Source organism: Mucilaginibacter conchicola (assembly GCF_003432115.1).
Classification (GTDB): Bacteria; Bacteroidota; Bacteroidia; order Sphingobacteriales; family Sphingobacteriaceae; genus Mucilaginibacter; species Mucilaginibacter conchicola.
In genome coordinates this window covers 845437-868486 of the sequence record NZ_QWDC01000001.1, presented here as the reverse complement: position 1 = coordinate 868486, position 23050 = coordinate 845437, and the positions used below count along the sequence as shown (strand labels likewise).

19 protein-coding genes are annotated in these 23050 nt (G+C 46.6%); 9 read left to right on the top strand and 10 right to left on the bottom strand.

Annotated features, from left to right (window positions below):
* Window positions 1-36 precede the first annotated feature (36 nt).
* From D0C36_RS03760 to kduI, 5 genes are read right to left on the bottom strand one after another with little or no spacing between them, the layout of a single operon-like run.
* On the bottom strand, window positions 37-1329 hold the full coding sequence (locus tag D0C36_RS03760; protein WP_117390226.1) for an MFS transporter: 1293 nt from the start codon (window positions 1327-1329) through the stop codon (window positions 37-39).
* Between the two features lie 15 nt (window positions 1330-1344).
* Window positions 1345-2004, bottom strand: coding sequence for a beta/alpha barrel domain-containing protein (locus D0C36_RS03755; protein ID WP_117390225.1), 660 nt, complete (start codon window positions 2002-2004; stop codon window positions 1345-1347).
* Window positions 1994-3013: a sugar kinase gene (locus D0C36_RS03750; RefSeq protein ID WP_117390224.1), complete on the bottom strand. Its 1020-nt coding sequence runs from the start codon at window positions 3011-3013 to the stop codon at window positions 1994-1996. Before D0C36_RS03750 ends, D0C36_RS03755 begins: the two co-directional genes overlap by 11 nt.
* Window positions 3014-3028: 15 nt before the next feature.
* Window positions 3029-3844 (bottom strand): SDR family oxidoreductase, encoded by an 816-nt coding sequence (locus D0C36_RS03745; protein ID WP_117390223.1) that lies wholly within the window; start codon window positions 3842-3844, stop codon window positions 3029-3031.
* A gap of 6 nt (window positions 3845-3850) precedes the next feature.
* Window positions 3851-4726, bottom strand: coding sequence for a 5-dehydro-4-deoxy-D-glucuronate isomerase (gene kduI / locus D0C36_RS03740; protein ID WP_233524400.1), 876 nt, complete (start codon window positions 4724-4726; stop codon window positions 3851-3853).
* 174 nt (window positions 4727-4900) lie between these two features.
* Here kduI and D0C36_RS03735 point away from each other — a divergent pair, with 174 nt between their 5' ends.
* The 3 genes from D0C36_RS03735 to uxuA are packed head-to-tail and all read left to right on the top strand — an operon-like array spanning window position 4901 to window position 7940.
* Window positions 4901-5503 (top strand): YhcH/YjgK/YiaL family protein, encoded by a 603-nt coding sequence (locus D0C36_RS03735; protein WP_117390222.1) that lies wholly within the window; start codon window positions 4901-4903, stop codon window positions 5501-5503.
* Between the two features lies 1 nt (window position 5504).
* Window positions 5505-6731 (top strand): glycoside hydrolase family 88 protein, encoded by a 1227-nt coding sequence (locus D0C36_RS03730; protein ID WP_317126750.1) that lies wholly within the window; start codon window positions 5505-5507, stop codon window positions 6729-6731.
* A gap of 21 nt (window positions 6732-6752) precedes the next feature.
* Window positions 6753-7940: a mannonate dehydratase gene (uxuA, locus tag D0C36_RS03725; RefSeq protein WP_117390221.1), complete on the top strand. Its 1188-nt coding sequence runs from the start codon at window positions 6753-6755 to the stop codon at window positions 7938-7940.
* A 117-nt stretch (window positions 7941-8057) separates the two neighbouring features.
* On the opposite strand, the gene D0C36_RS03720 is transcribed toward uxuA, so the two are convergent.
* Genes D0C36_RS03720 through D0C36_RS03710 form a run of 3 tightly spaced genes read right to left on the bottom strand, consistent with a single transcriptional unit; the run spans window position 8058 to window position 10138 of the window.
* Window positions 8058-8264, bottom strand: coding sequence for a hypothetical protein (locus tag D0C36_RS03720; protein WP_117390220.1), 207 nt, complete (start codon window positions 8262-8264; stop codon window positions 8058-8060).
* Window positions 8265-8287: 23 nt separating this feature from the next.
* Window positions 8288-9079: an AraC family transcriptional regulator gene (locus D0C36_RS03715; RefSeq protein ID WP_117390219.1), complete on the bottom strand. Its 792-nt coding sequence runs from the start codon at window positions 9077-9079 to the stop codon at window positions 8288-8290.
* Window positions 9080-9088: 9 nt separating this feature from the next.
* The gene (locus D0C36_RS03710) at window positions 9089-10138 is read right to left on the bottom strand and encodes an SDR family oxidoreductase (RefSeq protein ID WP_117390218.1); all 1050 of its coding nucleotides are present in this window, start codon (window positions 10136-10138) and stop codon (window positions 9089-9091) included.
* Between the two features lie 160 nt (window positions 10139-10298).
* On the opposite strand from D0C36_RS03710, the gene D0C36_RS03705 reads away from it, so the two are divergent.
* Both D0C36_RS03705 and D0C36_RS03700 read left to right on the top strand, forming a co-directional pair.
* A complete protein-coding gene (locus D0C36_RS03705; RefSeq protein ID WP_117390217.1) occupies window positions 10299-12446 on the top strand; it encodes a GH92 family glycosyl hydrolase in 2148 nt (715 codons plus the stop codon).
* Window positions 12447-12722: 276 nt separating this feature from the next.
* Window positions 12723-13616 carry a glycoside hydrolase family 25 protein gene (locus D0C36_RS03700; RefSeq protein ID WP_233524398.1) on the top strand — a complete coding sequence of 298 codons (894 nt, stop codon included), beginning with the start codon at window positions 12723-12725 and terminating at the stop codon, window positions 13614-13616.
* Between the two features lie 11 nt (window positions 13617-13627).
* On the opposite strand, the gene D0C36_RS03695 is transcribed toward D0C36_RS03700, so the two are convergent.
* Window positions 13628-13921 carry a CHC2 zinc finger domain-containing protein gene (locus D0C36_RS03695; RefSeq protein WP_117390215.1) on the bottom strand — a complete coding sequence of 98 codons (294 nt, stop codon included), beginning with the start codon at window positions 13919-13921 and terminating at the stop codon, window positions 13628-13630.
* A 355-nt stretch (window positions 13922-14276) separates the two neighbouring features.
* On the opposite strand from D0C36_RS03695, the gene D0C36_RS03690 reads away from it, so the two are divergent.
* Genes D0C36_RS03690 through D0C36_RS03675 form a run of 4 tightly spaced genes read left to right on the top strand, consistent with a single transcriptional unit; the run spans window position 14277 to window position 21979 of the window.
* Window positions 14277-17555, top strand: coding sequence for a SusC/RagA family TonB-linked outer membrane protein (locus tag D0C36_RS03690; protein WP_117390214.1), 3279 nt, complete (start codon window positions 14277-14279; stop codon window positions 17553-17555).
* Window positions 17556-17574: 19 nt separating this feature from the next.
* Complete coding sequence (locus D0C36_RS03685; protein ID WP_117390213.1) at window positions 17575-19485, top strand: RagB/SusD family nutrient uptake outer membrane protein; 1911 nt, start codon at window positions 17575-17577, stop codon at window positions 19483-19485.
* Between the two features lie 28 nt (window positions 19486-19513).
* A complete protein-coding gene (locus tag D0C36_RS03680; RefSeq protein WP_117391358.1) occupies window positions 19514-20746 on the top strand; it encodes a DUF4959 domain-containing protein in 1233 nt (410 codons plus the stop codon).
* A gap of 21 nt (window positions 20747-20767) precedes the next feature.
* Complete coding sequence (locus D0C36_RS03675; protein ID WP_117390212.1) at window positions 20768-21979, top strand: DUF4998 domain-containing protein; 1212 nt, start codon at window positions 20768-20770, stop codon at window positions 21977-21979.
* 51 nt (window positions 21980-22030) lie between these two features.
* On the opposite strand, the gene D0C36_RS03670 is transcribed toward D0C36_RS03675, so the two are convergent.
* Window positions 22031-22927: an AraC family transcriptional regulator gene (locus tag D0C36_RS03670; RefSeq protein WP_117390211.1), complete on the bottom strand. Its 897-nt coding sequence runs from the start codon at window positions 22925-22927 to the stop codon at window positions 22031-22033.
* Window positions 22928-23050 lie beyond the last annotated feature (123 nt).

Sequence of the window (23050 nt, the reverse complement as noted above, 5' to 3'; positions counted from 1 at the left end):
AACCATCATTGCCGTTGGCTTCAGCCAACGGACGACTTACAACTCCACAGCCTTCCGTTTCGGAACCAGGAAATGCATCAGCAGCCAGGCAACAATATATGCGCATGCACAAACCGTGAACAGCACATTATATCCCGCGGTGATATTTCCTGATGCTTTAGCCGAGTCCAATATCCAGCCTATAAAGAACGGGAACAAAATACCACCAACTGAACCCGCCATCCCGCCTATGCCCACCACTGAGCTAACAGCTTTTTTAGGGAAGATATCTGATGCAGTAGTGAATATGTTTGCACTCCATGCCTGGTGCGCCGCAGCAGCCAAACTGATAAGTGCTACGGCTTGCCAGATATTGGTAGCGTATCGTGCAGCAAAAATTGGCACTACACAAAGCGCGAAAATGAACATAGCCGTTTTGCGGGCCCTGAAAACTGTCCAGCCTTTTTTGATGAACCAGGATGACAGGTATCCACCGCCGATACTGCCCACTGTGGTTGCCGTATAAATAAGGATAAGGGGTAGGGTAGGCTTCTTTAAGTCGAGGTTAAATGTGCTGGAAAAATAAGATGGCAGCCAGAACAGGAAGAAATACCACATAGGGTCTGTTAAAAACTTACCCACAACAAATGCCCATGTCTGCCTTATGCCGAATAGGCGGCCCCATGCTACTTTCTCTGTTGGCAATTTGCTTTCGGCAGCTTCTTCTTCAGCATCGCTATTGATGTAGGCTAATTCTTCTGCGTTGATCTTTTTATGGCGGTTTGGCGCCTCATAATAGATCCACCAGAAGATGAGCCATACAAAACCGATGGCACCTGTAATAAGGAACGCCATTTGCCAGCCGTAAACACCCAGTATCCACGGCACCATAATAGGAGCTACCACAGCGCCGATGTTTGCGCCCGAGTTAAATATCCCTGTCGCCAACGCCCGTTCTTTTTTAGGGAACCATTCCGCAACGGATTTAATAGCCGCGGGGAAGTTACCGCTCTCGCCTGCACCCAAAACTGCACGCACAGCACCAAAACCTAATGTCCCTTTTACCACGGCATGTGCCATGGCGGCCAAACTCCAGATGATAAGCGAAAGGCTGTAACCCAGCTTAGTTCCCAACCTGTCAATAAACGCTCCAAACACCAGCAAACCCAATGCATACGCCGCTTGGAAAGCCATCACAATATCGCTGTAATCTTTTTCAGACCAATCAAACTGTTTCTCAAGTGTTGGCTTAAGCAGGCCTATCACCTGCCTGTCGAGATAGTTAATGGTTGTGGCAAAAAACAGCAGCACAACCACCGTCCAGCGGTAGTTAGTTCTTTGTTGGCTCATGATGTAAGGTTGGCGTTACCTTGCTTGTTTAACCAGTGTTAAAGCCTGCAAAGTATCGTTATATAATTGGTTATAATTCTTCTCATTAAGCACTGCCGGGGTTATCAGCTTGCTGCCCATCCCCACAGCCACCACACCGGCTTTAAACCAGCCGGCAATGTTTTCGGCACTCATATCCACACCGCCCGTCGGCATCATTTTAACACCAGGGAACAGCTCTTTTACTGCCGATACGAAGCCCGGCCCCAAAATGTTAGCCGGGAAGAGTTTCACAAACTCGGCGCCCAGTTGGGTGGCATTGTGTATCTCGGTAGGCGTCATACAGCCCGGTATCCACATCAGCCCGGCATCGGTAACTGTTTTAGCTACATCAGCATTTACGATTGGGGCGATAATGAAATCGGCACCGGCTGCAATGTAATCGTTTGCCTGCTGCGTAGTTTTTATGGTACCTATGCCCAAAAGCAGTTCGGTTAATTCGGTTTGTTGCAGATCTTTTAAAGCTTTAAAATTTTCCAGAGCTGCCTCGCCGCGGTTGGTGTATTCAATTACACGGATGCCCGCTTTGTAAAGTGAGCGCGCTATATCTAAACTAACCTGCATATCAGCGTGGTAGAACAGTGGTAACATGCCTTGCTCTATGATAGCTTCGGTTATTTCTTGTTTAGTCTTCATAGCGGATGGCGTTTAAAATATCATCAACGGTGCTTTGCGTGGCATCGCCTTCAATAAAAAGTTTCTCAAATGCAGCGGCAGTAGCAAAGTCAAGCGTTTCTTTTGGTGATAGCTCATTATAGAAACCATAGATCAAGCCGCCCATATAGCAATCGCCGCTACCTACTTTGTCTGTTACTTGGTCGGCGTGGTACTCGGCCGAGCTGTGGAACCCGCCGTCAGTATAAATAGCCGTGTAATAGTTGATGCCATTGCCTTCATCAAACCTGAAGGTGTTGGCCACCACCTTACATTTTGGGAAAGCCTTTATAATATCTTCTGATGAGCGCAGGGCTTCTTTCAGATAAATACTTTTTTGTCCCGATTCATGTATATCGCCCAATACGGGGATGCCCAGCAGTTTTTCTGCAGCCCAGATGTTTCCCATCACCAAGTCGCAGTACTGCGCTAATTGCGGCATCACCTCAACAGGTTGTTTGCCGTACTGCCAAAGCTTTGCGCGATAATTGAGATCTATAGAAATGAATATATTTCGTGCTGATGCGGCTTTCAAAGCTTCCTCACAAAGATCAGCAGCTTCCTGGCTCAACGCCGGACAAATAGCACTGAAATGAAACCAGCTTACATCCTGCAAAACCTCATCCCAATTTATTACACCGATTTTTAGTTTGGCGAATGATGAGCCTGCACGATCATATATCACAGCATCGTGCTTCATGTCCTTACCTTTGGTTAGGTAAAATGTACCCAGGCGGCCCTCACTTTTGTGGATGGCCGAGGTATCGATATTCCTTTTTTGAAGATAGTTGGTCAGTTGATCGCTAAGCCCGTTATCCGGCAAAGCCGTAAAATATTTTACAGGGATGCCCCATAAGGCCAGCGCGGTGGCAACATTCAGTTCTGCACCGCCTACGTGGAAGGTCATGGTATTGTTGCCCAGCCAGTCGCCATTTGCATCGGGGCAAAACCTGAGCAGCAATTCGCCAAATGTTAAAACATTGCCTGTCATTCCCTGCTAATCTAATTAAACGCCGCTGAATATAGAAAAACCACCGTCGACACATATCATAGAGCCGGTTACAAATGCCGATGCATCGCTCAGTAACCAAACCAGCGCGCCTATCAATTCATCAGGGTGACCAAAACGTTTAAATGGTGTTTTGCGGATCACCGATTCGCCACGCGGGGTGTAACCGCCATCCGGAGTGGTTAATAAATTTCTGTTTTGTTCTGTAAGGAAAAAGCCGGGTGCCAATGCGTTCATACGTAAAGCATCACCGTAACGGTTAGCCAGTTCAACCGCAAACCACTCGGTGTAACAATCAACCGCTGCCTTGCCCATGTTGTAGCCCAATACTTTGGTAACGGCCTGTTTGGAGTTCATGGATGAGATATTGACGATGCTGCCCTTGCCGGTGGCGGCCATGGCCTCGCCAAAGATCTGGGTAGGCAGAATGGTACCCCAGAGGTTGATATCCAGCACTTTTTTCATGCCGTCGATATTCATCTTAAAGATATCATCTTCGGGTTGAACAACGCCTTCTGGCATGTTGCCGCCTGCGCCGTTAACCAAGCCATCAATACGGCCAAATTTATCTAATACCTGTGTTTTGGCTTGCAGAAGAGCGGCTTCGTCTAACGCATCTGCTATCAGTGCAATGGCTTTACCACCTTTAGCGTTGATGGCTGCGGCGCGTTCGTCGGCCACCTGCTTGTTACGGCCGAGGATGCCTACTGCGCCACCCGCTTCGGTAATGCCATTAATAAATGCATTACCCAAAATGCCGGTACCGCCGGTAACTATAATAACTTTCCCTTCAAGCGAAAATGAGTTGTTCATAGGTGCTTATCTGATGTCTTCAATTCTTATGGCGTCCATATCCGTATAGTCCAGGTTTTCGCCGCCCATGCCCCATATAAAGCTGTAGCTGGCCGTGCCCACACCCGAGTGGATGCTCCATGGCGGCGAAGCCACTGCGCCATAATTGTCTATTAAAATATGCCTGGTCTCCTGTCCCTCGCCCATGTAGTGGAACACGCGCTGGCCCTCAGGTATGTCGAAATAAAAGTAAGCTTCCATGCGCCTGTCGTGCACGTGTGGGGGCATGGTGTTCCAAACGCTGCCGCCATGCAAAATGGTTAAACCCATCACTAATTGGCAGCTTTGGATACCATCAGCATGGATGTATTTGTTGATGGTACGGTCGTTAGCTGTTTCGGGGCTGCCTGCTTTTACTTTGGCAGCTTCATCTATGGTCATTAAACGGGTTGGATACGTAGTATGCGCCGGTGCCGACAGCAGGTAGAAAACCGCGGGATTAGCGGCATCATGGCTTGTGAAAGTTACTTCTTTTGTGCCACGACCGATGTACAGGCAATCCAGTTTGTTGAGGTTATAAGCTTTACCGTCCGCAACTATTCTTCCGCTGCCCGCTACGTTGATGATGCCTATTTCGCGGCGATCCAGAAAATTATCAGCGCGCAGGTTAGGGTAGGTGCCCAGCTTTAACGTATCGCCAACAGGGTTAGCCGCGCCGATGATCATACGATCATAATGCGTGTAAACGCAGTTAACGGTATCTCTCTGCACCAGATTCTCTAACAGGAAGCGCTCGCGGATAGTATCGGTTTGATAGCTCCTGAAATCATCAGGATGCACAGCATGTATTACTTTCAATTTTTCGGTAAATGGTTTATCGTAAAGGTAGGGCAATTGTAACACAATGCATTTTTATTAGAAAGAAAAATAGGGCAAATTTCTACGCAAACGTTGTAGCAGGGGGCTTACTCAAACGTTATCGTAGAAATATAAGGGCCTTTTTGGCTTAAGATATTGCATAACCTCGTATAATTGAATTTTATAAGGCCCTGCATCACCAATTACTAATTATTACCTATGAATATCAGTAAGAAAACATTGCTGCTGGCCGGTTTATGCCTGCTGTGGTTTACTGCAGCACAGGCACAAACCGTGTCAAAAAAGCAAGCCGAAAAATGGCTTAAAAGCAGAACATGGAGCGGTGGTACCGAATTGAAGGCATCGCCGTCGATAAAGGCGGTCACCTTTTATCAGCAATACCAGGCCAACAAAGCGGTTTGGGAAAAAGTGTTCGCCTATATCAAAGCTACAGACCTGAATACACTTGCACCCGGCAAATACCCAATAGATGGCGATAATGCTTTTGCCAGCATTACCGAAGCGCCGTCTAAAGAAGAGGATAAAGCCACCTGGGAATCGCATAAGAATTATATCGATTTCCAATATGTGATACGCGGTAAAGAGAAAATTGGCGTAGCCGATGTAAGCAAAGCCACAGTGACCAACGCTTATGATGCCACCAAAGATGTTGCTAATTACACCGCCGATGGTAAATACTATGTGGCAGAGCCCGGTACGTTCTATTTGTTTTTTCCTGAGGATGCACACCGTCCTAATATTAAGGTGGATGGATTTGACGTGGTGAAAAAAATGGTGATCAAAATTAAAGTGGCCAACTGATATGATGAGAAAACTAACATTATCCCTGCTTTTGGCAACAGCCTGCACCGCCACTTTTGCGCAAAGCGATTATAAAGCGGTATTTCCTTTTGCAGCGCACCAGGCAGACGTGATGCTGAAGGAAACCGAAGCCGCAAAGGCATCGGCCAAACCAAACGAATTGATACCGCGTAACCTGCAACCTAACGGCGACCTGCACCTTATCAACACTGCCGATTGGTGCAGTGGTTTCTTCCCCGGTAACCTTTGGTTTTTATACGAGCAAACCAGCGATAAACAATGGGCAGAAAAAGCCAAGCCTTATACTACTTTGCTGGAAGCAGAGCAGAATAACAAAGGCACGCATGATCTTGGTTTTATGGTGTACAACAGCGTGGGCAATGCCTACCGCTTAACGCACGATGCTCATTATAAAGATGTGGTGGTACAAGCTGCCAAAACGCTCATCACAAGGTTTAACCCTACGATTGGCTGCATCCGCTCGTGGGATTGGAATAAGGACGGTACCTGGAAATTTCCTGTTATTATCGATAACATGATGAATCTTGAGTTACTGTTTGAGGCCACTAAACTAACCGGCGATTCTACTTTTTATAAAGTGGCGATAACGCATGCCAATACCACCATCAAAAATCATTACCGGCCAAATTATAGCTCGTTCCATGTAATAGACTATGACCCGGAGACAGGTGCTGTGCGCCATAAACAAACTGCACAAGGTTTTGCAGATGGTTCTGCATGGGCACGCGGGCAGGCCTGGGGGCTCTACGGTTTTACGTTATGCTACCGTGAAACGCATAACCCCGTTTACCTGCAACAGGCGGAAAATATTGCTAAATTCATTTTCACCAATCCCAACATGCCTGCCGACCTGGTACCTTACTGGGATTACGATGCAACCGATCTGAAAAATCAGCCACGCGATGCTTCTGCTGCGGCCATAGCGGCATCGGCATTATACGAATTGAGTACCTTCAGTAAGAACGGTAAGCAATACAAAGCTACTGCGGATAAGATCTTGAGCAGTTTGCACAAAGGTTATCAGGCTAAACCGGATAGTGCCCGCGGATTTTTATTGTTGCACAGCACCGGCCATAAGCCAGCCAACAGCGAGGTGGATGTGCCGATCATCTATGCAGATTATTACTACCTTGAGGCATTGCTAAGGCAAAAGCGTTTGGCAGAAAAAAAGCCGGTCATCAATACAACCGGTAAGCTGAAAAATTAAATTATCCGATATAATATATACATGAGTTTAGAACAAACATGGCGCTGGTACGGCCCCAACGATCCTGTATCCTTGAGTGATATAAAACAGGCCGGGGCTACGGGTATTGTTACGGCCCTGCACCATATTCCTAACGGAGAAGTTTGGCCGGTTGAGGAGATCATCAAGCGGAAAAATACTATTGAAGCTGCCGGATTAACCTGGTCGGTAGTGGAGAGTGTGCCGGTGCATGAGGATATTAAAAAACGCAAAGGTAACTTTGAGCAATACATCACCAACTACAAGCAATCCCTGCTTAACCTGGGGCAGTGCGGTATTGATATTGTTTGCTACAACTTTATGCCCGTGCTTGATTGGACGCGTACCGATCTCGATTATTTGATGCCTGATGGCTCAACGGCGCTTCGGTTTGATATGGTGGCTTTTGCTGCCTTCGATATTTATATCCTTAACCGACCGAATGCAGAGGCCGGTTATCCCGATACCATCCGCGATAGCGCAAAAACATATTTTGATGCTTTGGATGATGCGGGAAAAGCACTCCTCACCAAAAATATCATTGCAGGCTTGCCCGGCGCCGAGGAAGGCTATAGGGTTGATGAATTTTTAAAAGTACTGGCAGCTTACGACGGCATAGATGCCCAGGCTTTAAAAGCTAATCTTGCTTATTTCCTGCAGCAGGTTATCCCCGCGGCAGAGCAGGCAGGCATCCTGATGTGCATTCACCCGGATGATCCGCCGTATGATATTCTGGGGCTGCCGCGGGTGGTGAGTAACCAGCAGGATATACTGGATATTTACAATGCGGTAGATAGCCGTCACAATGGCCTTACTTTCTGCACAGGTTCTTTCGGGGTGATAGAAAGCAATGACCTGCCTGCCATGGTAAAGCGCCTGGCCGACAGGGTCCACTTTATCCATTTGCGCAGCACTAAGCGCGATGAACTGGGCAATTTTCACGAGGCCGACCACCTTGCCGGTGATGTGGATATGTACGAAGTTGTGAAAGCCCTGCTGGAAGAACAACAGAAACGTAAAACCGAGGGTCGCAAAGATACCCGCATGCCTTTTCGCCCGGATCATGGGCACAAGATGCTGGATGACCTGCGCAAGAAAACAAATCCCGGTTACTCTGCCATCGGCCGCCTGCGCGGATTAGCAGAGCTGAGAGGACTGGAGTTGGGGATAAAAAGGGCGTTTGGATTGTAACTAACTTACAATGTCATTTCGAACGAGCGACAGCGAGGAGAAATCTTCTACGTTGTAAGTATCGGATTCAGAAGATTTCTCCTCGTACCTCGTTCGAAATGACAGGGTGGATAAGGTTTATCCGGGATGTACAGTTCCTTCACCCTCTTTTTCCTTATCAGGAGTTATCTCCGGCGGTATTTCATCCGGCGCCTCTTCGGGTACTTCGCGCGTTTTAGGGTCTGTTGGTTCTGTTATTTCAGGGCCCTCAGTGCGCGCCGGCATTTCTTCCGGTTCGTTGGGGATGGTTCTGTGCTGCTTGCTCATAAATAAAGAAGCTGCCATCACCAAATTTGTTTCAGTTGATATTACAAATGCGCCCCTCTTGTTGGGTTATACCCGAAATGCTTTTTAAAAGCGAACGAAAAATGTGAGAGGTCCTCAAAACCTGCCTCAAGGTAAACTTCTGATGGTTTGCGTTTATGCTCCACAATAAGATAATGCGCCAGTTCTAAACGTTTTTGGGTTAACCACCTGCCCGGCGTAATTCTGAAGGTCTGTTTAAAATCCTTTTTAAAGGTGGTCAAGCTTCGGCCGGTGAGATAACCAAACTTTTCCAATGGCAGGTTGAACCTGAAATTGGTCTCCATAAAACTTGCCAGATCCAGCTTGCCTGGGCCATCAAAATAGCTTAGCAGCCCGTCAACCTTCGGGTCAATAGCGCGGAGCACGCGTATAGCCTCATCAACTTTAAAAGCGGCAATATCTGCAGGTAAGGCATCAGTTAGTTCAAAATAAGGTTGCAACGAACTGAATAGGCTTTTTAGCAGCGCATGCTCGCCAAATATCACCGGCAGGTTACTGCGCGCGGCTGCAGGCGTTATTTGGTTGGCATTATAATATTGCAGCAACTTATCCTTACGGAATATCACCGATATAGCCAAACAAGGTTCACCGTTTGCAGGCAGTTTGCTCATACGGCCCAGCTGATCTCGCGGGAAAAGTACCGTATCGCCGGGCAGGAAACGGAAACTGCGGTCGGCAGCGGCTATTCTTACCTCGCCCGATAGCACATGCACGAGCGCAGCGTACGGCAGCGTAAGTTCGCGGCTATAATGTGCCTCTTTTTTGCAGGATACAAATATATCGGCTACTTCCATAAGGTAAAGTTACGGTTTATCTACAAGGTTCAAACGAATCAGGCTTTCGGCAGTGGCCACAATGGCTTCCTCTGTAGAGCGTGGCGACCAGTCTAATAATTCTATCGCCTTGGCGCTTGTGGTATTCATAATAATGCCTAATAATGGTACAATGCTTTTGGCAATTGGGTCGGTAAGTGCGGCAATGCGCAGCAAGGTATTGGGTATCTGTTTGGTGCTCACTTTAGCAGCCACTTCGCCCAAGTTGTTCTTCAATATTTTTGCAACCTCTGCCAGCCAAATACTTTCGCCGGCGGTGGCAATAAAGCGCTCGCCATTGGCAGCAGGGTGAGTCATGGCGCGTAGGTGCAGGTCGGCAACATCGCGTACATCCACAAAGCAGGAGTTCACTTTAGGGCAGGCAGCCGTTTTGCCGCTTAGCATGTTTTTGATGATATAGATAGAGTGCGAGTAATCCTCACCCAAAACCGGCCCCATCACACCCACAGGGTTCACGGCAGATAGTTCCAGCCCTTTACCTTCCTTCTCAATAAACTCCCACGCAGCACGCTCAGCCAGGGTTTTTGATTTTTGGTAAGCAGGTGCATCACCCGTGGTATCTGTCCAGGTGGTTTCATCAAAAGGCTCTTTCTGGTTAGGGTGCCCGTAAACAATTGCACCAATGGCCGATGTTAACACCACACGTTTAACACCCGCATCCCTTGCGGCACGCAATACGCGTAAAACGCCTTCGCGGGCAGGGATGATCATTTCGTCCTCGTGTGTAAATTTTAGTTTGGGGGTTGGCGATGCCACGTGCAATACATAAGTGCAATCTTTTACGGCTTCGGCCCAGTTGATATCTGATGACAGGTCGGCTTGTATAAAACTGATGCGCTCGCCGGCATCCACTCCGCCCTCAAGCAGCATGTTGCGTACCTGCGCTTCGCGATCAAGATTGCGCAGGGTAGCTCTTACTTTGTAGCCAGCGTTTAGTAATTGTATGGTGCAATGCACCGCTATAAAACCGGCACCACCGGTTACCAGTACGGTTTGTTGGTTGTTTTTATCTGTGCTCATTTGTTAAATGTTTTGATAAAACAAAGGTCGGCAGTTTGGGAGCGGGTGGTTTTGTTTAAAAGGCGTATATGCTTTGTTTAAAAGTCGGGGCGGGATAAAAGGTGAAATTGTTTTGGGGGATAAATGTCTTTTAAACATCTTACAGATATAAACCTATATAATGAGAACCCGTACTACCTTAAAACTTGCCGCAGCATTGCTGCTGGCGTCGGCATCGTGCGTTAATGCGCAGCAGAAAAAACTCAGCTCTTATGTAAACACGTTCATCGGCACAGCACCAATGAACGACCCTAAGATACTTGGCTATACTTTACCCGATGGTTGGCGCTCATGGGCGGGACTAACCTTCCCGGGCAGCTCATTACCCAACGCCATGGTACAGCTGAGCCCGATAACCCTGTACGGATCAGGCGCGGGTTACCAGTACGAAGACGCTACCATTATAGGCTTTACCCACACCAACAAAGGCCACTGGAACTTATGTAATGTGCCGCTGATGCCGGTTACCGGCAAGGGCGATAAATTTGCATCGCATTTTAGTCACCAAAAGGAGAGTGCCTCGCCGGGTTTTTACCAGGTTTATCTGGATGATTACAAAGTAAAGGTGAGCTTAACCTCAACTTTGCGCGGCGGTTTCCACCGGTATGAGTTTGATAACAATAAAGACCGCAGCATACTATTCGACCTCGCGAGAGCCAACAACCGCGTAAACGACTGGGAGATTGAAAAAGTAGGCAACGCCTTGCAAGGTTACCAGAACGTTGGCGAGGTAATTTATTTTTACGCCGTAGTAAACACCAAAATAGATAGCCTTGAAAAACATAACGAAGGTAAACGTGATGGCTATGCTTTAGCCCACATTGCCGATGGCAGCAAAGGCCCTGTAGAGGTAAAGATAGGTATCTCGTTCACCAGCGTTGCCAATGCAAAGCTGAACCTTCAACAAGAATTGGCTAACAAAACCTTTGAGCAGGTACGTACGGATGCGGCTAACATCTGGGAGAATACCCTTTCCAAAATTCAGGTTAAAGGCGGCGAGGAGAAGGATAAACGGATGTTCTATTCTTCGCTTTACCGCTCGCTGCTGTGGCCTTGTTTAAGAAGCGATGTTAACGGCGAGTATACCGATGCTAAACGCCAGGTAGTAAAAGGCAATTTTGGCTATTACACCGAGCCATCGTTATGGGACACCTATCGTAATAAAGATGTTTTATTGGGTTTGATGTCGCCTAAAGTGGCTATAGATGTGATCAAATCTATGCAAGACCATGGCGATAAAACAGGTTTTATTCCAACATTTTTCCATGGCGATCACGGTGCATCATCCATAACAGGCGCTTACCTGCGTGGCCTAACTGATTTTGATGTGAAAGACACTTACCGCCTGTTGTTGCGCAATGCCAATGTTGAAGGTGGTGCCCGCCCGTTCATCAGCGAATACATCAAGAACGGTTACATCGCCGAGCCGGAGCAGCCAAACCCTCATGTAGAGACCAAAGGCAAGGCAGGAGTATCAAAAACATTAGAGTATTCTTATGATGATTATTCGCTGGCACAACTGGCCAAAGCCCTTGGCGACACAGCTAATTACCGCACACTGATGGCGCGTTCTAAAAATTATAAGAACGTGTTTGATAAATCAACCAATTTTATGAGGGGCAGGCAACCAAACGGAGAGTGGATCAAAAACTTCAATCCGCAGTACCCGTATTATGAGTATATGTTCCGCGAGGCTAATGCCTGGCAGGTATCGTTCTACGCGCCGCATGATATGCCCGGCCTGATAGAACTATACGGCGGCAAAAAGAAATTTGAGGCCAAGCTGGATTCGCTGTTCACCGTGCCCTGGAACCCTGAATATAAAGCCCGCAACGTAGAAACCTTTATAGGCCAATACTGCCAGGGTAACCAACCGGATCACGAGGCCCCGTTTGCTTACTACTTTGTAGGCAAGCCCGAGAAATCGCAAAAGCAACTGGATTATATCATGAAAAACCTGTACGGTATTGGCAAAGAAGGTTTGGAACTGAGTGGGATGGATGATGCCGGCGAAATGTCGTCGTGGTATGTGTTGACTTCGCTGGGCCTGTACACTTTTTCGGCTACCGACCCTGAATACCTGGTAACCGTTCCCTTATTTGATGAAGTGAAATGGACAACCAACACCGGCAAAGTGTTAACTATTAAAAAGCCGGGCAAAGGGCGCGCACTGAAAGATATTAAGGTGAACGGCAAATCTATCAAAGGCTACTTTGTATCGCATGATCTGTTTAAGAATGGTGGTAATATTGAGGTAGTGACGAGGTAGGGGAAAGTAAGAAAAAGTAAGTTTTCATATCGTTCGTGGAGTTGACTCACCCCGACATCTCCGCCGCGGCGGATCGTCGACCCTCTCTACGCAAGCGTAAAGAGGGTAAGGAAAAAAATACTTTGTTACCCTCTTTTCGCGCAGCGAAGAGAGGGTGATCCAGCGAAGCATAGACCGGGTGAGTCAACTACGGCGCCTGAAAGACGATAATCCTAAGCTGCTCAACGTAGTATCTTTTGTTAAGGTTAAAGCCGCCCGTACCGCTTATATTTGCATGTGCCTGCACCTAAGAAAAGAACAACCGCCACTAAAACAACACCAGTAAAGCGCAAGCCTGCGGTGCGTAAGAAAAAGAAAAGCCAAAGCAAGTATCAATTCCTAAAATGGTATATAACGGTACTTGCCTTGGCTATTTTATTCTCGCCGTTTTACTATGGCTATGTGTTTAAAATGTTCTCATCAACATGGCGCTGGTTTGAGGATATTGGCACACCGGCGTCAGGGCGTATCTACAAAAGCTTCGGCATCGCCATCCCCGAAGGGTACAGCATACATGGCATTGATGTTTCTTATGCACAGGGTAAAATAGATTGGCAAAAGGTGGTTAGTATGAAAGAGGATAGCGTTAACGTGCGTTTTGCGTTTATCAAAGCTACCGAGGGTTTGCTCACTGTTGATCCTTACTTTAAACGTAATTGGCGCGAGGCTGCCAAAGTGGGCATCCGTTGCGGGGCGTATCACTTCTTCAGGCCTAAGAAAAATGGTTTATGGCAGGCGCGTTTCTTTCTGCAGAACGTACAGGTTGAGGCAGGTGACCTGCCGCCCGTGGTTGACATTGAAAGGCTCGACGGCAAAACGCCCGAAGCCATGCGCAAGGAACTAAAAGACTATGTGCTCTTTATCGAATCAAAAACAGGGGTACAGCCTATTATTTACACCGGCATTAGCTTTTATAATGATTACCTGCGCGGGCATTTTGACGAGTATCCGCTTTGGATAGCCCATTACAATCAGCCTAAACTAAAAGTGCGCGCAAATGCCAATTGGCGTTTCTGGCAACACTCCGAGACCGGGCATATCAATGGCATAGGCCACACGGTTGATTTCGATGTGTTCAGAGGCGACAGCCTATCGCTACAGAAAATGCTGGTGGTAAAAGAGAACGACTAAGTTCCGATTCCTTATACTGCCATCTTTTCTTTCGGGAAATTCAATTTAGCAAGTTTGCCTACGATCTCATTGCGGCTTTTGCCTTCCAGGTGCATTAAAAATTCAATCGGCCCGCCTTCTGCGCCGCAGCCAAAGCATTTAAAAACATTACTTGCAGGGATCACCATTAACGAGGTTGTTTCATCTTTATGAAAAGGGCAGCGTCCTTTTAAAGCCTTGCGGCTTTGTTGTAAAAGCACGTGTTTAGAGACAATTTCTACCAGGTTCAGCTTATCGTTCATCATTAAAAATTGGTCTTCAAACATACTAAAGGGGCTTTTTCTGTGCAACAGGTATTTAAAAAATGTTATTTCTATGATGTTGTAACATATAATTTAAAGTGTTTTAACTACGGCATTGTGCTAACCCGCTGTTTACCACAAAATTTGCTTATTGGTTATGCGCATATCGTCCATACTTTTTTTGGTTTTATCCATTTTAAAATTTTGCGGGCTGGCATAGTTTTACGATAACCAATTAGAATCTCTTAACCACGTTTATCAAGCTTTTGGCTAATGTGTGCCCGGCACGCAACCGCAATAGTATGCTCTTTTCTGTGGCTAAGTATTTCACAACCAATTGTAATCAACTAACCTAATTATACTTTATGACCCCAATTTTATGAAACAAGTCTACTTTGATGTCAATTTAGCAACAAAGCGACCGCCCGGCCAACGTATTGGCTTGCGCTACTTGTTGCTGCTGCTTTTTCTCATGTGTAGCAGCGTTGCATGGTCGCAATCAAAAATAACCATTACGGGTAGCGTAACCGATACTTTGGGTACCCGTTTGCCGGGTGCATCGGTAGTGGTTATCAACTCAAAAAACATTGCTACCAGTACAGATGAGAATGGTAAGTTTGTTTTAGACGTAGCCCCGGGCGCTATCCTGCGCATCTCATTCGTGGGTTTTGTTGCACAGCAAATAAACGTAACGGCTTCAACCAAAGTAGTTAATGTTAAACTGCAGGAGCAAAAGCTGCAAACAGACGAGATAGTGATTACGGCCTTTGGTAAAAAGGAGCGTAAAGAGGCCCTGGTAGGTTCGGTAACATCTGTTAAACCTGCCGAACTGAAGATACCTGCCAGTAACCTAACTACTGCACTTGCGGGCCAGGCGGCGGGTGTTATTGCTTATACGCCGAGCGGGCAACCGGGGCAGGATAATGCAAAGTTCTTTATCCGTGGTGTTACCACGTTTGGTTACAAACAAGATCCGCTTATATTGATAGATAACGTTGAGTACGGTGCTAATGATCTTGCCCGTTTAAACGTTGACGACATTGCCAGCTTCTCTATCCTTAAAGATGCCAGTGCTACCGCCCTGTACGGTGCAAGGGGGGCAAACGGTGTTATTTTGATCAGCACCAAAGAGGGTAAAGACGGTACTACCAAGTTAAGCTTCAGGTCAGAATACTCCATGTCGCAGTCAACACAAACACTTGACCTTGTTGACCCGATACGCTACATGGAACTGTACAACGAGGCCTCGCTAACCCGCGACCCGCGTTTACCGCTACCATTTACCCCAACAGATATTAACGGCGCCCGCGATACCTATAACAAAGCACCCGGCGCTAACCCGTACCTGTATCCGGCAGTGGACTGGCTTGGGCTATTATTCAAGAAAACCGCGGTTACCCAGCGTAATAATTTAAACATCAGTGGCGGTAACCAGCGTACGCGTTACTACATAGCCGGTGCTTATAATATAGATCATGGTGTTTTGCGTGAGGATATTCGCAACAACAATAACAACAACGTAAACTTTAAAACTTACCAGTTACGCTCAAACATTAATATCAATGCTACCAAAACAACAGAGATAGTGGTGCGCCTTTCCGGTTTGTTTAATGAGTACAACGGCCCTATGACTACCGATGGATCGTTTGCATCAGACTTGTATAATGTGGCTATCCATACCAGCCCGGTGCTGTTTCCGGCATATTTTGAGCCCGATGCTGCTAATGCCAATGCTCAACATATCCTGTTTGGTAACGTGGCAACGGCTACCTCATCAAATGATAACAGCGTATTGTACAATAACCCTTACGCTAATTTGCTAAGAGGGCATAAAAATTCGTCAGAGTCGCGTATGTCGGCGCAGTTAGAGTTGAACCAGGACCTGCGTTTTGTTACCCAGGGGTTAAAGTTCAGGAGCATATTTAATACCAACAGGTACTCGTACTTCCAAACGCAGATGGCTTACAACCCGTTTTATTATTCGGTAGATAAAACCAGCCCCGATTATAAGTTGATATGGATAAACAATCAGCCGGCAGCATCGGGCCGTACAGGTGCTACAGAATACCTGCAGTACAACCGCGATCAGCCTAATAACAACTCGTTCATGTACCTGCAAACGGCTATAGATTACAACCGTGCCTTTGGTGATCATAACATTAGTTCAACCTTAATTGGTACTGCGCAGCAAACTTTGTACTCAAGTGCGCAAGACCCGCGCACAAAAGGTTATACACTGCCTTATGCATTGCCGTTCCGTAACCTCGGTTTGGCTGGCAGGGCTACCTACTCGTACAAAAGCAAGTACTTTGCCGAGTTTAACTTTGGCTATAACGGTTCTGAAAGGTTTTCTGCCGAACACCGTTACGGTTTCTTCCCAACCATTGGTGGTTCATGGGTAATATCAAACGAATCGTTCTGGAACCCAGCGGTTATTGACAGGCTGAAGATCCGCGCGAGTTATGGTTTAGTGGGGAATGATGCCATTGGCGAGCAAAGGTTTTTCTACCAGTCTGATGTTGGCCTTAACGAGGGCGGTAACTATGCCCAGTTTGGTATGAACAACCAGTACGAGCGTAAAGGTGTTATCATCCGTAATTATGCCAACCCTAACGTGGTTTGGGAAACATCGCGCCAAACCAATATTGCTATAGAGGCTACGCTGTTCAAGAACTTCAACATCATCGCAGAGTTTTATCGCAATCACCGTTACAACATTCTACAAAGTTTGGATAACGGCCGTATCCCATCAACCGAAGGTTTAGAGGTAAACACCAGCGCCAATCTTGGTCAGGTAGATTCAAAGGGTATCGACCTATCGCTTGATTATAAGCAGAACTTCAGCAACGGAGCATGGGCGTCAATGCGCGGAAACTTTACGTACTCAACCAATCGCTACAAATACCTGCTTGAGCCAAACTACGCCGAAACCTGGCGCAAGTTTGTTGGCCAGCCCATCAGCAGAGGATACGGCTACATTGCCGAACGCCTTTTTGTTGACGACCAGGAAGCACGCAACTCGCCTACGCAGATCTTTAGCAATAACAACAGTGTGGGCGCACCAAAAGGCGGTGATATAAAATACCGCGATTTAAATAACGATGGTAAGATAGATTACCTGGATATGGCTTTCATCGGCTATCCAACCACGCCGGAGATCGTATACGGTTTCGGCTTCTCAACCGGGTATAAAGGTTTCGATCTTTCGGCTTTCTTCCAGGGGCAGGCGAGGGTATCCTTCTTTATCAACCCTAATAAAGTAAGTCCTTTTATCCCAAGCGATGAGCCCGGCATTTACGGAAATACACAGGTGTTAACCGAGTTTGCCAACAGCCATTGGTCTGAAGAGAACCAGGACCTGTATGCGCTGTACCCGCGTTTGGGTACTACGCGCGCCACGGTTGAAAACAACCTGCAACCAAGTACCTGGTGGCTGCGCGACGGTAGTTTCCTGAGGCTGAAATCGGTTGAGTTGGGTTACACCTTGCCCGCAAGGCTAACCAAATCTATAAGGATGAGCAACCTGCGTATTTACACCAATGGATTTAACCTGCTTACCTGGAGCCCCTTTAAAATGTGGGATCCCGAACTGGGCGGTAACGGTTTTGCCTATCCTATACAAAAAGTATTTAACCTGGGCGTAAACGCCACTTTTTAAACAATAAAGGTTAATAGAAATGAAAGCATACATAAGAATTATAATACTGGCGGCGGTTTGTACCCTTAGCCAGTCGTGCAAAAAGTATTTGGACATAGTGCCCGATAATGTGGCTACGTTGGACTATACTTTCAGGAACCGTAACGAGACGGAAGACTACCTTTTCACCTGTTACTCAACCATGCAACACCTTAACGAGGTGGTGAAAAGCCCGGGCTTTGTTTACTCAACAGAGATAGTTTATGTGAACAACACCGATTTCCATTTTTTTGATGAGACCGGCTTCAGCCTTCCGCGCGGTTTACAAACAGCTGCTAACCCATCACTGAATTACTGGGATGGATCGAACGGTGGTCAGGCACTTTACCAAGCCTTAAGGCGATGCAATATCATGTTAGAGAATATTGATAAACCAATTGACCTGAGTGCTGCCGAAAAATTGAGATGGATAGCCGAGACTAAATTTCTTAAAGCATTCTACCATTATTATTTGGTACGGATGTACGGGCCAATTGTACTGATAAAAGACAATAACGCTATTGATGCGCCGGTTGATGTGATAAAACGCAAACGCGCATCGGTTAAAGAAAGCTTTGATTATATTTTATCATTAATGGACGAGGCCATCCCTGATCTGCCGCCAATGATCCAGAACCAAACGCTTGAGTATGGCCGTGCTACCAAAGTAATGGCCATGGCATTAAAGGCCGAGATAATGGCCACAGAGGCCAGTCCGCTGTTTAACGGCAACCCCGATTATGCCAGCTTTAAAGATAAAGAAGGTAAAAACCTTTTCAGCACCGCCGTTGACCCAACACTTTGGGAAAAGGCCGCTGCAGCCTGTAAAGATGCCATAACCGAAGCCGAAAAACAGAGCCTGCAGCTTTACGATAAAGTGCCTGCCGTAAGTGTGGGTACGGTATCAGATAAGATGAAAGATATACTGAAACTGCAGGGCCTTATCACCGATAGGTGGGAGCAAAACCCCGAGCTGATATGGGCTTTAAACTATGGCTTCCCTTATCAAAACTTTACCATCCCAAGGATGACGGAGAAATCGCCCGGCTTAGCATCGTCGGTGCCGTCAAATTTCTCAGTACCATTAAGTACGGCCGATTTGTACTACACTGATAACGGCGTGCCGATGAATGAGGACAAAACCTTTGATTACAATGGCAGGTACAACCTGCAGGTAGCCGGCGATGAGGATGCTTCGTACATAAAAAATGGTTACACTACCGCAAAACTGCATTTTCACCGCGAGAAAAGGTTTTATGCAAACATTGGTTTTGATGGCGGTATATGGTTTGGTAACGGCAAAATAAACGAGGCCGATGCCTACTACGTACAGGCCCGCGGCGAAACTGCTTTGGCCGGCCCAAAAAGTTTATATGCTACCAATGCTACTGCCTACTGGCCCAAAAAGCTGGCCAATTATTTAAGTGTGTATGATAACGTATTTACCGCCAGTGATTTTAAACTGCCCTTGATCCGTTTATCCGGTTTATACCTGTTATATGCCGAGTGTTTGAACGAAGCCAATGGCCCATCAACAGAAGTGTACACCTACATTGACCGGGTGCGTGCCCGTGCAGGCTTAAAAGGTGTGCAGGAAGCATGGTCAATGTATTCTAAAAATGCGGGCAAGCCGGGTACAAAAGATGGCTTGCGCCAGATAATCCACCAGGAAAGGCGTATCGAACTTTGTTTCGAGGGCCAAAGCGGTTGGGACCTGCGCCGTTGGAAAGAGCTGCAGGATGTGCTGAGCAAACCGGTACAGGGCTGGAATATCTATGAATCAAACCCGGCAAATTTCTATCGCCCGCAAACGGTTTATCAGCCGGTATTCAGTATTAGAGATTATTTGTGGCCAATAAGCACCAATAGCCTTATCATTAACGATAACCTTACGCAAAACCCATACTGGTAAGATGCAACAGACATTTAAAAATTTTGGTATGAAAAATCAAATCAAAAGAAGAAACAGCTTTTCTTCTGTCATTATAACATCGCTGCTGTTGATGCTGGCTGCATCATCATGCAAAAAAAGCGAGTCGAACATTTCGGTAGTGTCCGACGATAAAACAAAGCCGGGCGTGGTTACCGATGTAAAGGTGATCAACCAAAACGGCAGCGCCAAGATCACTTATAAACTGCCTAACTCGCAGAACTTGTTGTACGTTTTAGCCAGCTACAAGATAAACGGCAGCCGCGTACGCGAAACAAAGGCAAGCTATTATACCGATACCATTCTTACTGACGGTTACGCCCGCGAGCAGGAGTACGAAGTAACCTTATATGCTGTTAGTCGCGCCGAGGTAAAATCAGACCCGGTAACGGTAAAAGTGCATCCGCTTACGCCAAATTATCAGCGTGTAAACTCTAATATTGATATTACGCCCGATTTTGGCGGTGCTAATTTCTTTACGCTTAACCCCGATAAGGCAGCTATAGCAGTGCATGTTATTGCCTATGATGAAACGGCTAAAAAGTACGTAGACGAAAAACCAACCTATATCAGTACCGATACCGTAAATGTATCAGTAAGGGGCTATGATGCGGTGCCGCGCAAGTTTGGTGTGTACACTACAGACAGGTTCGGCAACGTATCAGACACTTTGTTCAAAACACTTACGCCATATTTTGAGACCCTGCTGGATAAGAGCAAATTTCGCGAATACATTAAACCTACCGACAGCCCTATTGGCTACGGCTGGGTGTTTAAGAATTTCTTTGATGGTAACACCGGCGAACCGGGCTGGCATACCGACCCTGCTCCGCGTATGCAGGGTACCTTTAGCCTGGGTGTTAGCGCCAAATTAAGCCGCTTTATACTATGGGAGCGTGTTAACGGTGGGGTATATGCCTATCAGAACATTAAGCGTATGACGCTTTGGGGAACCGATAAAGACCTGCCCGCCGATGTAGAACTGCCGAAGAACTCGGCACCTGGTACCGTTGTGGGCGACTGGATAAACATGGGCAATTTTACATTCCCTAACCCGCCATCGGGTTTACCGCCAAACCAGGCCAATGCCGCCGACGCAAAATTTGTACAGGATGGCGTAAACTTCAAAATTCCGTTTGAGGCACCGGCCACCAAATACATCAGGTTTGTATGTACCGAAACCTGGGGCGGGCTTAATTACGTGAACGCGTTGGAGATATCATTGTACGGTAACCCATTATAAACACAGGTAAAAAGTATTCAAATGAAACAGAGATACAACATTGGCATATTTGCCCTGCTTATTTGCCTCGCCGCCTGGGGATGCAAAAGGTACGATGACGATTACAAACGTTTCCTGGCCGGCAAAGAGAAAGTCTATCCAGGCCTGGCATCAAAGTTCCGTTATTATCCCGGTAACCTGAGGGTAAAACTGGTTTGGACACCAAGCCCCGATCCATCAATTACCAGCTATGTAGTAAAATGGAATAACGGACTTGATTCGGCCATAGTGCCCGCTACTACCACAGATCCGGCGGATAGTATAAGTACTGTGATCGATAATCTTAAGGAGTATGTGTACAGCTTTAAACTCATCACGCTGGATAAAGATGGTAACAGGTCTATCGGGCAAAACCTTGATAACGTACGCGTGTACGGGTCATCATTTGCCGGGAGTTTAACTAACAGGCCATCAAACCCCCAACATCCTTACGTGTACAATTTGGATGGCTCGGTTACGCTTAATTTTATCAAAGCCGATCCGAACAATGTGAGCACCGCCATCACTTATACCGATAATGCAGGTGCTGCGCAGGAGAGAACGCTCTTAGCTGCTGATACTGCAGTGGTGTTGCCTAACTTTAAATACGGAACAGCTATCAATTACCGCTCATCATATTTGCCGGTAGCAAATGCCATAGATAATTTTAAAGTGCCGGATGCGGATACTTATCCAACAATTTACCCTATTGCCGATGTGAATAAGGGACAGATGAAAGCCATGTCGCTGCCGTCTGATATCCGGTCGGAGTATGGTTGGGTGTTGCCTTATTTGTGGGATAATAATTACAACGAACCGGGTTTCCACACGCCGGGGCAAAGCCTTCCTTTCTGGATCACCATTGATCTGGGTAGCGTGCAGGAACTGGCGCGGTTGCGCATCTGGCAACGTATGTCGGGCTTATATAATTATGGCAACGTTAAGCGTTTCGAGATTTGGGGAACCAACAGCCCTAACAGTGATGGCACATTTAACGGGTGGACGAGGTTAGGTTCATTCCAGTCTATCAAACCATCTGGCTTGCCAAAAGGGCAAACCACCCAGGCCGATGCTGATTATGCACAAGGCGAACCATTCACCTTTTTGCCGGGCGTAATGCCGGTGCGCTACATTCGCTTTAAAGTGTTAGAAACATGGGGTGGCGATAACTATTTCCACGCCATAGAGTTCACGTTTGCACGTACCGTTAAATAGTTTGCGTTTGATTAATATAAAGTGTGGGCCTGCCTGTTTTGGCAGGCCTTTTTATTTTTTATGGGTTTTGCGGTATTGCGTTGGCGATACACCCATAAGCCCGGTAAACAGGCGGGTAAAGTAAAACTGGTCGTCAAAACCCAGCTCAACACAGATCTCTTTTACGCTTTTCTCTGTAAAATAAAGGTACTGGCAGGAGTGCTGGATCTTTAAAAAGTTAAAGTATTGGATAGGGGTTGAGCCTGTTTTCTGTTTAAAGTGTCTTGAAAATTGTGAGATGGATAAGCCTTGCAGGTTAGCCAGTTGCTCCAAACTAAAGTGCCTGTTTATATTCTGTTTCATGTACGATATGGCCTTACTTACCGAGTCCTTATCATAGATCATTTTTTTAACGTAAGGGTAGTAGATGAGCGAATTGATAAAATATTGAAAGTTCATATTCACAATCTCCAACGACTCATCGTTAAAGCTATTCTCCAGTATGTTATACAGCTGTTCAAAAACCTCGATGGCGTTTTGGTTTAGCGGGATATCCCTTACCTGTGCAGGTTGTTCATCAAGGTAGCGCTGGTAAAGATTATCCGCCACCGGGCCGGTAAAGTGCGCCCAGTAAATCGTCCATGGATTTTGCGGATCACTGTAGTAGCGGTGGGTAATGTTTTTGGGTACAACGAAGTAGGTATTAGGTTTTAGATGGTGCGCTGCATTGTTGATCTCGATATGGCCTTCGCCCTCTATGCAGTACAATAGAATATACTGGCCGCTGCCCGTTTTGCGGTAAATGTCGTGGTTCTCGGCTTTGGGGTAAAAACCTATTGCCGTTAAGTAAAAACCGCTGGTAAGAGCATTGCCAAGCAAACGCTTTTTAATGTTCGGCGGTAGAACTATCATTTTTTGGCCTATGAAGCCTTCCTTCACACCTTTACGTTGCGCAGCATTAAAGTCCATATCAATAAGGGGATAACCAGGTTTATTATCGGAAATATAAATATAGCAAATGTAACTGACGTGTGATGACAATATAATCCATAATTTTAAAAGCATTATCCATGTTTTTAGCCCCTGCCAGCC